The sequence below is a fragment of the Leptolyngbya sp. FACHB-8 genome (assembly GCF_014695575.1).
Lineage (GTDB): Bacteria > Cyanobacteriota > Cyanobacteriia > Elainellales > Elainellaceae > Vacuolonema.
In genome coordinates, this window is record NZ_JACJOO010000092.1 from 1 (window position 1) to 20,435 (window position 20,435).

Annotated in this window: 6 protein-coding genes and 5 pseudogenes; 7 read left to right on the forward strand and 4 right to left on the reverse strand. The window is 46.8% G+C overall.

The window, feature by feature from the left end; all coding sequences use genetic code 11:
- Positions 1-322 precede the first annotated feature (322 nt).
- Entirely contained in the window at positions 323-5,599 is a 5,277-nt protein-coding gene (locus H6F91_RS26475) for a PAS domain S-box protein (RefSeq protein ID WP_190789561.1), read from the reverse strand.
- Between the two features lie 347 nt (positions 5,600-5,946).
- On the opposite strand from H6F91_RS26475, the pseudogene H6F91_RS26480 reads away from it, so the two are divergent.
- A pseudogene (locus tag H6F91_RS26480) lies at positions 5,947-6,355 on the forward strand (IS1 family transposase).
- Between the two features lie 141 nt (positions 6,356-6,496).
- On the opposite strand, the gene H6F91_RS26485 reads toward H6F91_RS26480, so the two are convergent.
- The gene (locus tag H6F91_RS26485; RefSeq protein WP_190789562.1) at positions 6,497-7,219 is read right to left on the reverse strand and encodes a serine hydrolase domain-containing protein; all 723 of its coding nucleotides are present in this window, start codon (positions 7,217-7,219) and stop codon (positions 6,497-6,499) included.
- 112 nt (positions 7,220-7,331) lie between these two features.
- On the opposite strand from H6F91_RS26485, the gene H6F91_RS26490 reads away from it, so the two are divergent.
- Positions 7,332-10,946: an NB-ARC domain-containing protein gene (locus H6F91_RS26490; RefSeq protein ID WP_190771685.1), complete on the forward strand. Its 3,615-nt coding sequence runs from the start codon at positions 7,332-7,334 to the stop codon at positions 10,944-10,946.
- 482 nt (positions 10,947-11,428) lie between these two features.
- Here H6F91_RS26490 and H6F91_RS26495 read toward each other — a convergent pair whose 3' ends face one another.
- Positions 11,429-12,850: a glycoside hydrolase 100 family protein gene (locus H6F91_RS26495; RefSeq protein WP_190775273.1), complete on the reverse strand. Its 1,422-nt coding sequence runs from the start codon at positions 12,848-12,850 to the stop codon at positions 11,429-11,431.
- Positions 12,851-13,727: 877 nt separating this feature from the next.
- On the opposite strand from H6F91_RS26495, the gene H6F91_RS26505 reads away from it, so the two are divergent.
- From H6F91_RS26505 to H6F91_RS26525, 5 genes and pseudogenes are all read left to right on the forward strand, one after another.
- The gene (locus H6F91_RS26505; protein ID WP_190775271.1) at positions 13,728-14,975 is read left to right on the forward strand and encodes an efflux RND transporter periplasmic adaptor subunit; all 1,248 of its coding nucleotides are present in this window, start codon (positions 13,728-13,730) and stop codon (positions 14,973-14,975) included.
- 35 nt (positions 14,976-15,010) lie between these two features.
- Complete coding sequence (locus H6F91_RS26510) at positions 15,011-18,220, forward strand: efflux RND transporter permease subunit (protein WP_190789563.1); 3,210 nt, start codon at positions 15,011-15,013, stop codon at positions 18,218-18,220.
- Positions 18,221-18,301: 81 nt separating this feature from the next.
- Positions 18,302-18,451, forward strand: a pseudogene (locus H6F91_RS28130) (IS701 family transposase); the annotation flags it as partial.
- Between the two features lie 143 nt (positions 18,452-18,594).
- Positions 18,595-18,904, forward strand: a pseudogene (locus H6F91_RS26520) (transposase); the annotation flags it as partial.
- A gap of 420 nt (positions 18,905-19,324) precedes the next feature.
- Positions 19,325-20,233, forward strand: a pseudogene (locus H6F91_RS26525) (serine/threonine-protein kinase); the annotation flags it as partial.
- Between the two features lie 8 nt (positions 20,234-20,241).
- On the opposite strand, the pseudogene H6F91_RS26530 reads toward H6F91_RS26525, so the two are convergent.
- Positions 20,242-20,435 (reverse strand): annotated as a pseudogene (locus H6F91_RS26530) (IS630 family transposase); the annotation flags it as partial.

Sequence of the window (20,435 nt, forward strand, 5' to 3'; positions counted from 1 at the left end):
AGCTGCTTGGTCGCTGGGGCTAAGGGTCAAAACTGGAGGGCGGAGTCCAGGCATAATCTTAGGGAGCAGTGCAACCCTCTAATCATAGGCAAACTTAAGCCGCTGAGTACTAGTAGGCTGCGGCCTAAGTTTACATACTATGTTTTTGTGTGGGGTGCGAAGCACCCCACACAAAAACATAGGTGATGGATTTCCGCCTCAGCGTACTAGATTTCTAGTCAACTCATCCTTGAGCTTGTTTGCTGTAGGCGTAATCTGGGGAGTTTGCCCACTTTGCGCGCGAACTCCCCAGATTACGGGTACATCCTTATGTAGAAATCCCCTACATAGAGTGAACTAATTGAGCGATCGCCTGAACCAGTTCTTCTGGTTCGATGGGTTTCGAGATATGCATTTGAAATCCAGCAGCTAAGGCTTGTTGCTGGTTAATTTCCCCTGCATACGCTGTGAGCGCGATCGCTGGGATGCTTCCACCCTGTTCAGGTGCCCATTTTCGGATTTGTCGAATGAGGGAATAACCATCCATCTCTGGCATTCCGATATCGCACAGCAGCAAATCAGGCAGAGATTGATTTAGGAGGGGCAACACTTGCATGGCTGAGTCTGCAGTCATCACCTGTGCACCCGCGTTGGTCAGGATAAAGGAAGCTAATTCCCGCATATCCGCATCGTCGTCTACAACTAAAACTTGAATTCCTGTTAAGTCTGCCCCCTTCTCTAGCGGTTTAGTTTGAAAAGATTGTTTCTGCCCGCCCCTGTTTATGGGTAGCCGAATGATGAAGGTGGCTCCTAAACTTGGCCCTGGGCTCTCTGCCCAAACGGTGCCTCCATGTAGTTCGGTGAGTTGACGAACGATCGCCAGTCCTAATCCTAGCCCACCAAATCGTCGGGTCGTTGTACCATCCTCTTGACGGAAGTAATCAAACACATGGGGTAAAAACTTTGGGCTGATACCTTTACCCGTGTCTGCAACGGTAATTTGGGCGTAGGAAGAAAATTGAGAATTGGATTTGCTCTGCACTCTTAATTCTTTATTCTCAAGCTCAACTTGCTCTAATTTCACGGCCACCTGTCCTCCCTCAGGGGTGAACTTTACGGCATTTGAAAGCAAGTTCCAAATCACCTGCTGAAGGCGATTTGCATCACCTAAAATACTTCCAGAAATAGGAGCGAGTACAGTTTGAATTTGAATGTGTTTTGCTTCGGCTGCCAAGTTTACAGTTTCTAAAGCCGCATTGATTGTAGCAGCTAAATTTACAGGTGCAGTATTTAATGCCATTTTCCCTTGTAAAATTCGGGAGACATCCAATAAGTCTTCGATCAGTTGTGCCTGTAACTTGGCATTACGTTCAATGGTTTCTAAAGCATGTTCGGTTTTGGTCGAATCTAGCTGCTTACTACGTAACAGCTTTGTCCACCCAAGAATCGGGTTGAGGGGCGATCGTAGCTCATGGGATAGAACTGCTAGAAACTCATCTTTGATTCGGTTAGCGGCTTCTGCTTTAGCGCGATCATGTTGAGCGGCCTGATACAATTGGGCGTTCTCGATTGCGAGAGAAGCACGACGAGCTAATTCTTCTGCTAATCGTACATCTGCCAAAGTATACCGTCGTCCAGATTCAGCCGATATAAAGGAGATGACCCCAATAATTCGGGCTTGAGTTTGCAACGGCACACTCATAAAAGAACTAAAGCCAACCTGTCGCAGGATCTCTAAATGCTCAGAGTCACGGGCTGCTTGTACCAATAGTTCATCGGGAATGTCTGGCGCAAAATCAGGTTGTCCAGTCCGTAGGGTAAAGGCGGCTCCACGAGCGTCATTTGGGTTTAACGGATACTTTTCCCGAAGCTGATGGGCCCATTCCAGCTTGGCAGGATCGATGTGCGCGACGATCTGATTAATGCGGCCATCTTCCTCAACAATGTGAACTGTACACCAATCGGCTAAGCCCGGTACGGTTAGCTGGGCGACTTGCTCCAGTGTTGTTTGGTAGTCTAAAGAGGATGCCAGTACGGCACTGGCCTCTGAGAGAAATTGTTGGGCTCGCTCTAATTTGAACCGCTCCGTTACATCGACTATGTAGGCTAACAGACCTTCTACCTGATGATTTGAGTCAACAGTAGGTAGATAGTAAACGTTGTAATAACCAGGACGGCGATCGCCATGCCCAGGTGTATTGATTGGGAGGTTAGGCGAGATCAAAGGATTACCTGTGGCGTAAATCTGACGAATAACTTCGACGATTTTGGGATCAACTTCACCAAATAGCTCTGAAACTGACTTGCCCAAGTGATGTTCACGAGGTAATCCATTAATTTCAGCAAGTGCCTCATTGATGGCGATAAATCGCTGATCAGCATCCAATAACGCAAGCCCAATCGGAGAGGTGTCAACGATGGTTGCAAGTTGCTGTTGTGCGGCTTCTGCCTGAGATCGGGCAATACGTTCTCGCTCTAGCAGTTGTTCCCGTTCTTGTTCTGCTTGCTTACGCTCCGTAATGTCAATTAGTACACCAATCATGCGTGTCGGCTGCTGGTCTGCATTATAAGTAAATCGTCCTCTTGCTTCTGTCCAATGCAGAGAGCTATCTGGCCAGAGAGTTCGATATTCATGGTGGAACTCTGTTCGTTCCTGCATGGCTTGTTGAATGACAGCTTCTGTCGCAGCCAAATCATCTGGATGAACACTTTTTGCCCAGAGGTCATAGCTTGGGGCATGTTCGCTAGCTTGTAACCCCATGATGGCAAATTGCCCATCGGACCACGCGACAGTGTTCATCTGCATATTCCAATCCCAGGTTCCCATGCGTCCAACCTTAAGCGCAAGTTGCAGATGAGCCTCGCTTTCACGTAGTTCTGCCTCGGCTCGCGATCGCTCCACGGCTAACCAGGTTTTTGTAGCAATTCGCTCCATCAATTCCACATCTTCCTCTGTCCATCGACGAGGAGCGATATGATGTAGTACGAATAATGCAACAAATCGTCCTTCTTTTATAAAGGGAACACATAGAAGAGATTTTGTTTGAATTGCATCAAAACTAGTAGCTCCTGACCCAGCCGTACGGGGATCGCGATCGACATCGTCAACAACAATGGTTTTGCCCTGCTTTAACTCTGTAATTAGTGCAGGGCCGAAAGAATCGATGTGATGGCGGCCCGCTATGCTCATCACTCCATTGCAGTAATCGCGATCGACGATAAGATATTCCTGTGTTGCATTAATTTCAGCATAGGTACAGCGAGTAACATTGAAATGTTGCCCTGTAGCGGTAGCTACGTGCCACACAATCTCTTTTGAATCTTGAATGACACGGACGACATCATTCAATTCGATCAAAAACTGTTGTTGTTTTTCCTTTCTCTGAAGTTCTTCAAGTAAAGCTTCTGCCTGCCGACGAGCTTGTACTTGGTCGGTGACTTCAATCCCATGAATCAAAACACTGTCAATACAACCATCAATGTCTCTCAGTGGCAGAAATACGAGATTGAAAAATCCCTCAACTAAATTGCCATCTCCATTTGGATCCCAACGAGATAAGTATTCGTCTCCTCGAACAACTTCCCCAGTTTGATAAACGTGGTCATGAATCTCAAAGAAGTCCTGGCCCTCCATCTCAGGAAAGGCATCCCGTGCTGCCTTGCCGATAATATCTTCAGAACGTCCAGACACTGCGAGAAACTTAGCATTTGCCAGTTCAAAGACGTGATTGGGTCCCGATAGTACAGCAAACATAGCGGGTACCTGCATGAGAATATCTCTCAGCCGCTGACGCTCACTCTCAGCTAAGCGTCGAGCAGCTTGTTCCTGTTCTAATAGACGATCGCGCTCAGCTTCAATCTGCTTAACTTCAGTAATGTTTGCTGAGACCCCAATCATCCGAATCGCCTGCCCAGCTTCATCAAGATAGACACGTCCCTGGCTTCTCAACCAACGGATTTGGCCATCTGGACTCATCACTCGGTATTCGTAAGAGAAGGAAGAGTCTCCTGCAATGGTCCGCTCAACCGCTTGTAGAACTGCTTGGCGATCGTCGGGATGCATTAAGGTATGAAACGCTTCTGATGGCCCACTATGAAACCCCCAAATTTCTACCGCATTGGGGGAGCACACCACTTCCAGGCTTCTCAGGTCTGTATCCCAAGCAAACATCTGAGCGGATGAGAGGGCAAGCTGTAAGCGTTCTTCCGTTTGCCGCAGGTTCTCCTCAATTTGCTTGAGCCGAGTCACATCCTGGAACATTCCAATGCCGATTGCAGGATGTCCATACATAGCTGGTAGTATTTCTCCCCAGCAAAGAGTTGAGCGAATGCCGCCGGGGGTATACCAATTCATCTCGTAGTCCTCTAACCGTTCTCCCCGAGCGATCAGAACCGCGGGCATTCGTTCTGCTGGGATGCGATCGCCATTCACATCTGTGCAGTAATAAGCATCCGAATACTCATTCAGTGATTTGTTCTTAGGTAAATCACCCCCTGCTAATTCATTCGCAATTCGATTAGAAAAAATAATTTTTGCCGTTTCTGGCTCAATAAATACCATAGGTGTTGGCATTAAATCCAATACCATTTCTAACCATTTCTGCTGGTTCTCTAATGCATCTCTTTGTTCTTGAAGCAGTGCTTCAGTCCGTTGACGCTCAGTAATATTTTGAAAAACGACAACGGCTGCTAGAATTTGTCCCTGCTTATCCAAAATTGGGCTTGAATTGACTGCAATAAGGGTACGGTCGCCATCTTCGTAACGTAGCTCCAATTCCTCATTAACGATAACTTCACCTGTTCTGAGCGATCGCGACAGTGGATATTCATCCAATGCGTAAATCTGTCCATTAGGGTGAAACGCTTGAAACGGAGTATTGGATACATAGTCTTCTAGTGCATGGGACTCTTCATAGTCGTATCCAACAATTTTCTTCGCTTGTTCGTTTGCCAGCATTAGCTTGCCAGACGTAGCTTCAGCAATTAAGACACCTGCTGGCATTTGTTGCAAAACAGCTTTAAATTGAGCCCGTTCCCGTTCCAGCTCTTGCAGCAATCGTTCCCGTTCTGCCTCTGCTCGCTTGCGTTCCGTCACATTGCGAAAATAAACAGCGATCCCTTCTGATGAAGGATACGCATTAACTTCTAGCCAACATTGAACCGGCTCCCCAAATTCTTCCCAAGCAACCGGAACTTGCTCTATGAAGGCTCGGTGCATAGCTTCGTATGCAACTCCACCCACCAATTCGGGAAAAACATCATTCCAGACATGCTTGCCAATTAATTCTTCAGGCGTTTTATGCAAAATTTGAGCAGCAGCATGATTGGCATAGGTGTAGTGCCAGTCGCGATCGAAGGCAACAAAAGCATCCGTGATACTTTCTAGAATAGTGGCTACTGTGCGGTCAACGGCTGGGATAGTAGCAGGCAGCTCCCGGTTAGCATGCTCAACTTCAAGACCCCGAGCAAACTGTTCAATTACTTCAGAGCGAGAAATACCCCGTTTTTGAGCTTCCTTATCTAGCGATCGCCATGCTGTTCTGGTTAGAGATATACTGACTCGTTGTTTTGTCTCTGAATTCCAGTTGTTCACAAATTTTCCGGCAGCGTCGCGTTTCATGCAGCGTTTGTCCGTATGCGTAAACGGGTATTTCCATTCAAGCGAACTTCCTTATGGATAAAAATCCCCCTTAAGATAGAGGCTCTAGCTCAAACAGAGCTGTTTCATCCCAACAAATTTGTTGCAGAGTAACGAATAATCAAGAAAAAATTTCAGGACTGATACCCATTCAACGTGGGTAGTGGCCTAGTAGCATGTCAAGAGGTTTTTGAGGGGTTTATAACCCCTTAAAAACTTCTTAAATTTAATGTTTAAGTGTGGGATTACCCCACACTTAAACATTGACGGACCACTAGGTCTGTAGAAATGGATGAAACTGAAAGAGCCGTCGGCCTCGCGGTTATGAAATGGTACTTGAATTGGTTCTTTGTCCTACGTGTGGCAGCAATAATGTAGTTAAACATGGACAATCGGGGGAGGGGGAACAACGGTGTAAATGTCGTAACTCCGACTGCTCTCGCTGCACTTTTATTCGAGAGTATGCCTACCGGGAATATTTGCCCCAGTTCAAGCAACAAATTACTGATCTGGCTATCAATGGCAGTGGAACTCGTGACACAGCACGAGTCCTCAAAATGAGCCGAACTACCGTGACTAAAGCGTTAAAAAAAGATCGTCATCTCAAAGCATTTAACGTTACACACGAGAATTAAACGCTTAGCTCGCAAAACGATTTGCTTTTCTAAGTCGATCTGGTTGCACGATGCTGTCATTGGTTTGTTCATCAACCGCTATGAGTTTGGTGTGAATGTCTGACCCGATCCACAGGTCTAGTCCACGACCCTGTCCGCAGTTCACCGCAGTGTTGAGCAACCCTTGTTACATCAATTTGTATTTTTCACTTCTGCTTCTCTGCTCTTATGTGTGGATTTGCTTGTGATCTTAAACTCATGATATCTACTCAGCACCTTTTCCCATATATGGGTAAACACGCATCAATGATACAAATCCTTGATTCATGCCACTATGAAAAAAGTAGAACCCATCACCAACTCCATCCCCTGCAAAAAATCCTAATCCTGCAAATAATCCATTCCTTAATCCTATAAATGATTCATCCGCTTCTTGGGTTTGCTCTGGCTGTCGGGGACGCAGCATTTCTTCTACCGTCTCTTTACTCCAAACGGTGGCAGTTAGTCCACGCAATACTTCCATGAGTTCAACTCCGACTTTGGCTAAATCTGATGGAGTTGTCCACAAACCTGCTGCTGCCATCTCAGGATGAATGTGGTGCTTGCCTTCAAGAGGAATACCAGAAAATGAATGAGCTGTTGCTGTCCTTGTTAACCAATCGTTTGGAAGTGGCTGTTGATAGGTGCTATTGGTCATGCCTAACGGGTCTAGCACCAACTCCCGCATGATTTTTGGAAATGGTTTATCTAATACATCAACCAATACCTGTTGAGCAATGGTGGTGCCGCCACCTGAATAGCGATGATGTGAGCCAGGAATGATATTGACCTCCACTTTATTGGTATTGGCAGGAGGTTCGCCATTGAGAACTTGAACTCCTCCAAATCTCGGTAGCTGAGGGCGTAGCAGCAATACCAGTGCCCAAGGTTCATCCCAGCCACAAAACACAAACTTATTTAGAAGCAGGAACGTGTTTCGCCTACTCAAATTAGTCCTGATTGCATCTGCCTAGATCTTAAGAAAGTTTTCCTAACGATGTTTTGAGTAGAGCCTCTACACTTTGTATTTAGCTTTTGTATCCTGCTCTGAGTAAGCTCTGATGCCATCGCAAAAGAATAAACATCATCGAGGAGTTATTCTGACAACGCAAGGGTGGAGCAGGTTTCAATCTGCCAAAACTCAGGCTGAAGCTACTGAAAATGCTGGGGATCGCTTCACGCAGGAAGAACTGAGTGAGCGCATAGGTTTATCCTTAAGCACGATCGTTAAGATATTAGGGCGCTCGACACCTATCGATAAAAAATCGTTGCAGCAGGCATTTTTAGCCTTTGGGTTGGAGTTAAACCTAAATGACTATACGCGCTCGAGCATGCCGCTTGCCTCAGCAAAGCAATCTCAGCGAGATTGGGGTAATCTTGTTGATACTTCCCTCTTCTGTGGACGTAGTGAAGAACTGAAGCGTCTTGAGCAGCAGATGTTAGAAGAGCGTTGTCGGTTAGTCCTGTTGGTAGGTATTGGTGGAGTTGGTAAAAGTACACTTGCCGCCAAACTAGTGCAGCAGATTGAATCTGAGTTTGAGGTAGTAGTGTGGCGATCGCTACAAAACGCTCCACCGTTAGCAGAGTGGCTAGAGGGTGTATTACCCATCTTGTTGAGGGCACAGCAAAAAGACACTGCTTTGCCAAGTAGCCTGGATGGAAAACTGCTGAGGTTGATGGAGGTTTTGCGCTCCTGCCGTTGTTTGTTAATTCTCGACAACGCCGAAATGATTCTCAGCCCAGAGCAAACTGGACAGTATCGATCGGGGTGTGAGGGATATGGGCAACTGTTTAGAAGTATTGGAGAGGTTTTTCATCAAAGTTGCCTACTCCTGACCAGTCGCGAAAAACCTAGAGAAATTGCGTTACTTGAAGGTGAGAATCAATCAGTACGAGCATTCTTGCTGAAAGGATTAGACCCAGAAGCAGGGCGAGAACTGTTTCATTACAAAGGAGAATTTACGGGTACCGAGTCCGAATGGAAGCAATTAATTACACATTACAGCGGCAATCCTTTAGCACTGAAGCTAGTAGCCGCCGCCACTCAAGAACTCTTTAACGGTAGAATTGTTGAGGTTTTAAACTATGTGAAACAAGGATTAGCCATTTTTGATGACATTCGAGATGTACTCCAACGACAGTTCGATCGTCTTTCTAATATTGAGCGAGAGGTCATCATTTGGCTAGCGATTAGCCGGGAACCTGTCTCACTTTATGAGTTAGATGAGAATATTACGACTACAGTGTCTAAGCGCAGACTACCCGATGGAATTCAGGCTTTACGGCGGCGGTCGCTGATCGAAAAGGAAGATGAGCAGTTCTTCCTACAACCTGTCGTGTTGGAATACGTCACAGAGAGATTAGTTGAGCAGGCATGCCAAGAAATTGGGGAATGGGGAAAGAAAAATGGGGAAAGGAAAACAGTTTTTTCCTCTTTACCGCTTCACCCTTTACCCATATTGCTAACTCATGCACTAATCAAAGCACAAGCAAAAGACTATATTCGCGAGATGCAAAAGCGATTGATCCTTGAGCCGATCGCTGAACAGTTGTTGGTTCAACTTGGCGATCTTAAAGCAGTTGAGCAACAGTTAAGAGCAATGCTGAAACAACAGCGATCGCTCCAAGCGAACTACATGGCAGGTAATCTCCTCAACTTACTTGTGTATCTGAAAATTGATTTACGCGGTTACGACTTCTCAAATATGGTAGTGTGGCAAGCTGACTTACGGCAGGTCAACTTAAGAGAAGCTAATTTTTACAATGCTGACTTGGCAAAATCCGTGTTTGCAGAAACATTAGGTGGCGTTGAATCGGTCGCTTTTTCACCAGATGGTAGACATCTGGCAACAAGCGGTACTAATGGGACTCTTCACCTATGGCAAGTAACAGACGGAAAACAGTTGTTCACATTTCAAGGACATAGAAGCTGGATTTTTTGTGTCTGTTTCAGCCCAGATGGCCAGATGCTTGCTACAGGCAGTGAGGATGCTAGGATTCGCCTATGGAGTGTGATATCAGGCGAATGTCTCAAGACTCTTCAGGGGCACAGAAACTCTGTATACTCAATCAACTTTAGTCCTGATGGCCAAGCAATTGCCAGTAGTAGTGAGGATTCTAGCATTCGCCTATGGGATGTAGCATCTGGTCGGTGCTTGAAAATATTAGAGGGACATATTGGGCGAGTTTGGTCGGTCAGTTTCAGCCCAGATGGTCGAACGCTTGTTAGTGGCAGTAACGATACAACAATTCGCTTATGGAATGTGCAGAACGGTCAGTGCGTCAACATACTACATGGTCATGAAGCTTGGGTTTGGTCAGTTCGCTTTAGCCCAGATGGTCAAACTTTGGCAAGTGGCGATGATGATGGAGCCATTCGTTTGTGGGATGTGCAAAACGGTCAGTGTCTCAATGTACTTTACGGGCATACAGAAGACATCCGGTCAGTTCGCTTTAGCCCAGATGGTCAGACTCTGGCTAGCGCTAGTTTCGATGCTTCGATTCGACTATGGGATATTCAGAGCAGTGAGTGTTTTAGGGTGTTGCGTGGTCATACGGGTGGCATTCGGTCGATCAGTTTTAGCCCTGATAGTCAGACCATTGCCAGTGGCAGCTATGACTTTTCAATTCGATTGTGGAACATACAACGAGGTCAATGTCTCAAAGTCCTACAGGGAAAGTCTTGTGGCATCCATTCCATTAGTTTCAGCCCAGATAGTCAAGCATTGGTTAGTGGTGGCGAAGATGCAGTCATTCGACTATGGGATACACAAAATGGTCAGTGTCTTAAGGTATTGCAAGGCCATGCCGCTTGGATTTGGTCAGTTTGTTTCAGCCCAGATGCTCGGACTATCGCGAGTGGCAGCAATGACCAAACGATACGATTGTGGAGCATGCAGAGTGGTCAGTGTTTTAGAGAACTGAGAGGTCATACAGCCTGGGTTTGGTCAGTTTGCTTTAGCCCAGATAGTCAGGCTCTTGCGAGTGGCAGCCAAGATAATACGATTCGGTTGTGGGATACACAAACAGGTCAGTGTCTCAAAGTATTACATGGTCATACCGATTGGGTTTGGCCCGTCAGCTTTACCTCCGACGGACAGTTTTTGGTAAGTGGCAGTTTTGATCAAACGGTGCGGCTGTGGAATGTGCACGATGGTGAATGTATCCAGGTATTATCAACCCCCAGCGGAATCTGTTCTGTCTGCTTCAATCATGACAACCAAATCTTAGTTACAGGTCATCATGACGGGGCTATTCGGCTTTGGAATCTTCGTAGCGGCGAATGTCTCAAGGTGTTGCAGGGACATACAGGCTATGTCTGGTCAGTTACCTATGCCCCGAACCATTGCTCCACTGACGCTCCGGGTAATCAGATTTTGGCAAGCAGTAGTTTTGATGCATCAATTCGCTTGTGGAATGTGCAGAGTGGTGAATGTTTGAAGATATTGCACGGCCACACCGGTGCAGTTTACTCTAACAGTTTTAGTCCTGATGGTCAGATCTTTGCCAGTGGCAGTCAGGATGAAACAATTAAATTTTGGGATGTCAGAACGGGTGAATGCCTCAAAACGCTGCGAGGTGAGCGCATTTACGAGAACATGAACATTCGAGGTGTCCAAGGACTAACCGCTGCACAACAAGCTACGCTGTTAGCATTAGGGGCAGTTGAACGTTGAGAATTGTCTGTTTGGATTAAGCAATCGTTAATATCCTAATCAGTGACGGGAAACTCTCATGTTTGACAGCGCTGGGAATGTAGGAAAGAGTTTCTACTGGGTAGCCCCAATTAAAGGTTGCGAAAGGAGACTCAAATGAAAGATATCGGTAGTCCAAGGGTTGTGTCGCAAAAACTTTTTAAGAACAAATAATTTGTATCGTTTGCATCCCCGATCTTCGTCGTTCCACAACGCGATCGCAAAACATAATCGCTGATGCGTATCGGAAATACTAGCAGTGCCATCCTCACTCCAGCGATAGGCACGAGAGTGAGCATGATCGTGTGGAAAGTACTCCCAAGCAGTTCCGTCAGGGCTGTAATCTTCTTAAGGAGATTTCCAACAATGAAATTACCCCCAGGATGTTGGTGCTTTGCCCGCTTCGCGGGCAAAGCACCAACATCCTGGGTAGATTCTTATGCAGAAACCTCCTAAGCGCACTATCATTTAATCGCACAGTGCATAACCGTGATGTCATCGCTAAAGCAAACAAGTGAGAGATAGTCAGGATTTTCGATGATTGCTTTCGCGACTAAATAACCCGCGATCGTCCAGGTTTGATGTTTTCTGGCTTCCCGACCGATCAGGTGTCCATAGCGACCGTCGTAGTATTCTGGGAACTCGTCTGGCTCAAGGTTGCTTACAGCGATCGCGATTGCCTTCTGAGCTAATTCAGTTCTGCCCACTTTGACAGCAGCGGCGGTTAACATCCAAAGCAGAACAGGCCAATTTCCACCATTGTGATATGACCAGGGAACATTTTTGGCATCACAACCTGTGAGGAGTTTCCATTCCAAATCCTGTAATGCGGGAAAACAAATCTTCATTGGCATTTGCCCAATCAAGTCATCCCAGCGCTGTTCAATCAGATTCATGATTGCCTGGGATTGCTCATGCGTTGCTAATCCGGTGATCACAGTCATTAAGTTGCCTAAGGCAAAAAAGCGAAAATCCATCCACCCCGATCCTAAATTTCCGGCATAATAGCCCGCCGTTCTAGAAATCCACTCAACCAGCCACTGAGGAATCGAATCTGGATAGATATTGAATTTGTTGACGGCACGATCGCCAAACTCTTCTTCTTTGTAGCGATAAATTTCATTCAGGTGTTTGAAATCAAGCCAGTAATACTCTCGCAAGTGGTAGCTCAAATGGTTGAGCCGCTCTTCGATTGCGTTCAAATAGAGCAGATTCTGATCATTCGGTAGCAATAGCTCCTGTGCCGATCTCAGCATGGCATAGAACAGCACTTGAATCTCTAGGGGACGCCCATAAACCCCCATGCGGCGATCGATCATGAATGACCCATCTGGAACGAGCAGCGTCGGATACATGTCAAATCGAGCCGATAAACAAAGATCAAGAATCAACCGAATAGCCTGTTGAAATTCTGGTTTAGAGTTTAACTGCAGATCGCCTGTTGCTTTAACGTAGGCTCGGAGCAAAATCACCCACCACAGGCAGGAATCAATTGGCGTTACTCGCCCGATCGATTGTTCGCCAAAGTCTGCAACCAGCTGTTCTTGATTGTCAATGATTTGTACTTTAAAGCTAGCTGGCATTAGCCCTTGCCCTGGCTTAAAGCAATCCATTTGCCTTTCTTGACTTTGAAGCGCCAACGTTTCAACCAGAAAGTGACGCACAATTTCTGCGTCTCCGCGCATTAAGAATGCTAGAGCAGATGGGACAAAATCACGTATAAAACATTGGTCATAGTTTAGGGTATCTACACTTGAGTCATGGGCCGCAATCGTTCCTATAGGGCGTCCTTGATAGTAAAGGATGGATGCTTCAAGTTCTTGCCAAGCTACCTGCTTTAGCGTATCTGTAGCTGTAACGCCTGTCAGCCTTGAAGTCACATCCATCGCACATTCCTCACTCATTCATCTCGTTGCTTTCATTATGCCAGCATCACCATCGTGAAACCGCCACTACTGTTCATGATAATTGCGGCCAATTCAATGCAGATTCCACATTAAAGTAGTATCGTGCCAATCCTGCTTCAATGTGACCAACAATCACCGTGGTGAAAACTGTAACGGATGCAACAACAAAATTCCACCAGCTCACTTCAGCTCTGCGGTAATTGCGGCTAATATTATGTCGGCTTAAATATCCATAATATGGGAGGAAGTTCAACTCCCCTCTCTACAAATGCCGAAACGTCTCACGATCAGCCCTCACCTCAGCCTGGAGGCATTGGAGCAGCGATACCGCCAAGCTAAAACCGTGACCGAACGATCCAGAGTTGCAACCGACTGAGCGGTTATAGCCACTGGTAAATGAGCCGATCGCCAATCAAGTATTTGACTCGATTGATGAAATAGAGGAATGGGTCTACCAACGCTGTCAACGACTTCTCCATCAGCAGGACTTAATCCGAGGGTTAACCTTCTATGACTGGTTCCCATTTGGTAAGGCAGCTTGATCATGTGCATTTAATTTGACATGACATGGAACACCACCACTCGTTTCTTATCTTTCCATTAAGTTGCTCATCTTGACTTCTCATCTCGACTGTATGACCGAGACTTAAATGTGGGTGCTTCGTAGTTTCCCAAAGGGTAATTGCGCCATTACCGATTTGAGAAATAGATGCTACAGATGATTTCCCGAATCCCTATGCCGTGGGGCATTCACGATCTGCAATCGTAAATCTAAAATTCAAAACGGTAATTATCGGACATCGAGCACTCAACCTCAGCAAATAACCCATCCACTCTCCACAATGGGAGGTCTCTAGTGAAGCGATACTCACTCCTTGGCATCACCCTTTTACTCTCCAGCTTGACTGCGGCTTGTGGAAAGATTGAAGCCCCTGCCAAAGCCAGTAGTCCTCCACCTGCGTCTGTGCAGTTGCAAACGCTACAATCTAGCACCCTTCAAGACAGTACTGACTTTGTTGGCACACTGGAGGCAGAGCAGACGGTTCAGTTAAAACCGCAAATCGACGGGCGGATTGATCGCATTTTGGTGAAACCGGGCGATCGCGTACAGCAAGGCGACCCAATTTTTCTCTTAAATCTGGATCAAACGGCATCAGAAGTGAATAGCGCTCAGGCAAACGTTAATGCAGCCGTGGCGGCACGAAATACGCTGGTTCAGCAGCTTCGGGTGGCGCAATCGCAGTTAACCTCGGCACAGTCGGAGTATGAGTTAGCGCAGGTGAATAACCATCGCTATCAATATTTAGTAACCCAAGGGGCAGTTGACCAGGCAACTGGCGACCAATATGCTACCGCACTCAAAGTGAAATCCGATACCGTGAAGCAAGCCCAAGAGCAAGTCAAAGCGGCAAGAGCAGCTGTTGAGCAAGCTGATGCCAATATTCATAAGGCTGAGGCAGATGCGGCAACGGCTAGAGTTAGCCTCAGTTTTAAGCAAGTGATTGCTCCCATCTCAGGGGCAGTGGGAGATATTACGCTCAAGCCAGGTGACTATGTGACAACTGGGCAGGTTCTCACTACAATTAACCAAAATGAAGCGTTTGACCTACAGCTCCCAATTCCGATCAACCGTTCTGACGAACTGCGAACTGGGCTATCGGTTCAATTGCTTGAGCCCAACACTGAACAACCGCTCAGTTCAGGGAGAATTTATTTCGTTGCTTCTAAAGCTGATCCAACCGCTCAATCTATCTTGGCGCGTGCACGGTTCTCGAATGCCCGTGGCTATTTACGGGACGCTCAATACGTGAAAGCAAGAGTGATTTGGAATACAAAACCAGGAGTTTTGGTTCCTACCACTGCTGTCACAACTATTGGGGGGCAAAACTTTGTGTTTACCGCTGAAGATAAAATCGTCAATGGCAAGACCCAAACGATCGCACATCAAATACCCGTGACTCTTGGAGCAATTCAAGGGCAGAACTATCAGGTCGTGAAAGGTCTAAAACCGGGCGATCGCGTCATTGTATCGGGTATTCTCAAGTTGCAGGAAGGAACTCCCGTTGCACCCCAGGTCAGCAATACCGCTCGTTCAGCACTCTGATTGCTTATGACTCGCCCTAATCACCAGGAGGCAGCGTGATTTTTTCCATCGCGGATACGTTTATTAAGCGACCTGTATTAACCACGGTTCTCACCATTGTAATTCTGCTACTGGGGGCAGTCAGTGTGCCGCTGTTGCCGATCGAATATGTGCCCCAAATTGCACCAATTCAAGTGCAAGTGAGTGCTAGTTATGTGGGGGCTGACCCAGAAACGATCGAAACAATCGTTACTACACCCATTGAGCGAAAACTCAACGGTACCCGGGATATGCAGTATTTCAGCTCATCGAGTGTGGTAGGCAGCAGCAGTATTTCCGCATTTTTTGGGGTGGATACGAACCCAAATGAAGATCAGGTGAATGTGCAAAATAACCTACAACAAGCAGTGCCGCTCCTGCCCGAATCTGTGCAGCAGCAGGGAATCACGGTTAAAACGGCATCTCCTAGCCTGCTGGTTGTGTACGGGTTTTACTCACCCAATGATGAATATGATGCAACCTTCATTAGTAACTTTGTTGATTTGGCGGTTACTGATGAGATCGCTCGTATTCCTGGTGTGGGGCAGGTGAATGTGTTTGGGCAATTGCAATATGCAATGCGATTCTGGTTAGATCCTGATGCGTTAGCAAGTCGCGATATCACAATTAACGATGTGGTGAGCGCAGTTCAGTCGCAAAATGTGGTGGTTGGTGGCGGCACAATCGGGGCAGAACCTGTTCCTAAAGGGCAACTCTACCAAATTCCGCTCAAGCTTCAAGGACAGTTTAAGTCCGTCGATGAAGCGGAAAACATCGTGATTAAGGTGGGTCGTGATGGAACGCAGACAAAGCTGCGAGATGTAGGCCGGGCAGAACTGGGCGCGCAGTCCTACAGCGTCTCAGGCAAAATCAACGGTAAGCCTGGGGTTGCATTAGGGGTTTATCAGCTTCCGGGCAGCAATGCGCTGAATGTGGCAAAGCAGGTAGCTGCCAAGATAGAAGAGCTGAAGCAGAGTTTTCCACCGGGAGTCACCACCCAATTGGTATATGACACGGTGAGTTTTATTGAAGAATCCAATAAGGAAGTGGTTATCACGTTAGCTGAGGCGATCGTTCTGGTGGTTCTAGTGATCTTCATATTCCTGCAGGATTGGCGTGCCACGATTATTCCCACGATTGCAATTCCTGTCTCATTAGTTGGGGCAATGGTGTTTGCCAAGCTGTTTGGCTTTTCGATTAATAGCCTGACCATGTTTGGTCTGGTGCTGGCAACAGGTCTGGTAGTGGACGATGCAATTCTAGTGGTGGAAGCGATCGTGGCTAAGATGCAGCATGAAGGGATGACTGCCCGTCAGGCCAGCCATGCTGCGATGAACGAGCTAACTGGAGCCGTGATTTCGACGTCATTGGTATTAATGGCAGTATTCGTACCCGTCGCGTTTTTTCCTGGAGCAACTGGGCTTCTTTATCGTCAATTCGCTCTGGTTATTGCTTTTTCCATTGCTGTCTCAACCTTCAACGCGCTCACATTTAGCCCCAGCATTGCAGCAATTCTGCTGAGTTCTCCGCAGGAATCACGTGCTTACCAGAACTGGTTCTTTGACAGATTTAATCGGGGCTTTGCCTGGGTGCTTGATCGCTACAAAGCCATCGTAGTTCATCTGATTGGGCTGCGCTATTTAGTGATTGCGCTGTTTCTCGTTGGGCTCGCTGCCACCGTCCTTGTGTTTAAATCGGTGCCAGATGGTTTCGTTCCCGCTGAAGATCAAGGTTCCATATTGGGCTTCGTACAGGGTCCCAACAATGCCTCGTTGCAATATACCAACAATATTCTTGGTCAAGTGCATGCGTCGTTGGAAAAGATTGAGGAGATAGAATCAACTGCTGAAATTGGCGGTGCTGGATTTAATGGGAATGCGGCAAATCAGGGCATCTTTTTTGCCCACTTCAAACCCTGGAGCGATCGTTCTAAAGCCAATCAAACGGTTAGTGCCATTTTGAAAAAACTGAATGGCGAACTGGCGACCAAGATTACGGGTGCAACGGCTGTGGGTTCCAGCCCGCCGCCCATCCCAGGCTTTAGTCCTTTAGGTGGCTTCAACATGCAGCTCGAAGATACGACAAACGGGCGATTGAGCTTCCAGGAGTTTGCTGCAAATGCCCAGGATATTTTGCAGAGAGCCAATCAAAGCGGTATCTTTTCGCCACCAGGTGCTTTCACGCAATTTACTGCCAATACGCCCCAGTATGAAATCAACATCAATCGGGATCAGCTTAATGCGTTGAATGTCAATTTTAGTGATGCGTTAACAACGCTGAGCACCAGCATTGGCTCATCTTACGTCAGCCAGTTTGTTTTGGGTCCCCGCTACTACCAGGTGTATGTGCAGCTAGATGGACAATACCGCAACAAACCGGAGGATCTCAAGCAGATTTATGTGCGATCGACTAACAACACGATGATTTCGCTGGATCAGTTGATCACGGTTAAACCCTATACGGGGCCCGCAATTATCTCTCACTTCAACGGCTACCGTTCCATCTTGCTTCAGGGTACTCAATCGGATACCTACAGCAGTGGGCAAGCGATCGAGACTATCAGCAATGCGTACAAAGAAGCGGCGTTACCCGGCATCAAATTCGAATGGTCAGATTTAACCCGTCAGGAAGTCGCAGCTGGAAGCCTGGGTCCGCTGATCTTCTTGTTTGGCATTATCATGGTGTTTCTGGTGCTATCTGCGCAATACGAAAGCTATATTGACCCGGTCATCATTCTCCTGACCGTGCCGTTAGCGATTTTGGGTGCATTAAGTGCGATAGCGTTGCGGCGGATGATTGAACCAACGCTGTCTAACGATGTGTATGCCAATATTGCACTAGTGATGTTAATTGGGCTTGCGAGTAAAAACGCCATTTTGATTGTGGAATTTGCCAACCAAGCCCGAGAACAGGGCAAGAGCATTGTTCAGTCAGCCTTAATTGCTGCAGAAGAACGGTTTCGTCCCATTCTGATGACTGCATTTGCTGCCCTGGTTGGCTTTTTTCCACTGGTGATTGCCACTGGAGCGGGAGCTAATGCCCGTCACTCGCTGGGAACCGCCGTATTCGGTGGATTGCTCGTAGCAACGTTCCTCAGTTTGCTGGTTGTCCCGGTGCTCTATGTGGTGATTAAGTATCTGGAAATGATCTTATTTAGAAAGAAATCTCAACTGGGCGATCATAGCACAACCGCATCATCAACAAATTCAGAACACAATCTTCTCTAAGCATTGAATTAATTTGATTTCTGTTGTACGGCAATTGAAGAATTATAGGGCTTAGGTGTATCACCCTGGCTAGAGCCGGTTATGGTAGACCCTCGTGTAGCCCGTCCTACCCTACGCTTGGTAGATGAATATTGTCAGCCCTTCGCCCATCTATTCCCCGAGGTGCATAGCTTTGAGGCTTCCAAATACCTGTATATCGGCATGATTTCGAGACTTCAACGCAAGAGTCTGGACTGCATCACTTGCTCCTCAAATCCCCCTAGTAGGCTGCGGCCTAAGTTCGCAACCTATGTTTTTGTGTAGGGTGCGAAGCACCCTACACAAAAACATAGGTGATGGATTTCCGCCTCAGCGTACTAGTCTGTGCAGTAGTCAAAAAAGGCGCCCACACCGATTACGTCAAGCGTCAATTCATTAGCAACGTCGGCAAAAAGGAGAAAATGGGATTGTCGCCGTCACCGCTTATGCCTTGTTCCGGGGCATGATTTTGCCCTTGACGTTTGAGGTGTACAAACCCAAAGACCGGCTCCAAAAGGATGTGTACCAGAGCAAACCGCAATTGCCGCTGCCATACTTGTTCAAGTTCAAGCGATGAGATTTCGTTTCGAGTTGATGTTGGCCGATAGTCTGTATGGCGAGAGTCACAGCAACTTCATTCACGCGCTAGAAGAGCTAAAGTTGCCTTGTATTGGGCAGCTCGGACAGGAGAATGGTTAGCCGAACAGAATCCGATTGAGTTCAACGAGCATCATATTAAAGGCATCAAGCGGTACAAGACTGTGGTGCATCCGCTGAGAACATGGATAGATCTTACCGGTATGATGGGGATTGCTTGTGAACTCCACAACTCGCGACTGAGTCAACTTATCTAGGCGTTGCCTAATTGAAAGAGGGATGAGAAGAGTAATCCCTTCTTGATTGATCTCACCTTCTTACTTCCAATTAAGTCTGGTGAATAAGTCATGTACTCTAATCTTATGCGATCTAATTATTTAAGTTAAGGGTTAACTTAACCAACTTAAATGGCGTGAATTGAAGACATCTTGAATAATGAACCTTAAACGGTAGCAAGAGGGGACTGCGAAGAAATGGCGAGGAGCGTCTATGCTTACCCTACCTGGAATTACTTTTCGGAGCAAAATTTATGAGAGTTCCGTATCTTTGGTGCATCGTGCTGTCAGGGAGCAAGATGGCCAAGCAATTGTGGTTAAAATGCTCAAGCAAGGTTATCCTACTTCCCAAGAGGTAACGCGCTATAAGCAGGAATACCAGATCACGCGCTCTCTCAATCTGGAGGGTGTCATAAAGGCATATAGCCAGCAGGAGTATCAACGCACAGTTGTCATAATTTTAGAAGATTTTGGTGGCGAATCTCTCGCAAGATGGATGCAGCAGCGTTCAGATTTCTGCCCCATCCCATTATCTAAATTTTTGCGGTTGGCGATCGACCTCACAGACATCCTCGGTAGAATTCATGCGGCTGGCGTGATTCATAAAGATATCAACCCTGGAAATATTGTTTTCAATCCACACATGGGCATTGTCAAAATCATTGACTTCGGAATTGCAACGCAATTTAATCGCACGAATCCAACCTTCACCAGTCCTCATATTTTAGAAGGAACCCTCGCCTACCTATCACCAGAGCAGACCGGACGAATGAACCGTCTGCTCGATTACCGCACCGATTTCTATTCGCTTGGTGTGACGTTCTACCAATTGCTTACTGGGCAATTACCGTTCCTAACTACAGACATTTTGGAGTTGGTGCATTGCCATATTGCTAAACAACCGATTCCGCCGCATGAAATTTGGGAGAGTTCAAAGGGGAAAGGGAAAAGGGAGAAGGACGGCTCGCCTAGCGCCATTCCTCAAGCAGTTTCGAACATTGTGATGAAGTTGATGGCGAAGAATGCCGAGGATCGCTATCAAAATGCTTGGGGTCTCAAAGCAGATTTGGAACGCTGTCTGCATCAATTTGAAGCAACAGGACAAATTGATACGTTTCAGCTAGTGGTGTGTCAAGGTTGAAATGAGGGGTAAAGCCGTTTGAGTTCAATCCGCGCATCATCGGTCGTAAATTGCCAATCGATGGTTCGCAATTGGGTATTTCTACGCTCCTCCCAAGCCAGGATTTCTCGTTGTAAAGCTTCTTCATCGGCAATGCGGCGATCTAAACATTGCCGAGCTAGAACACTGAGTTCGGTTTCGGCCA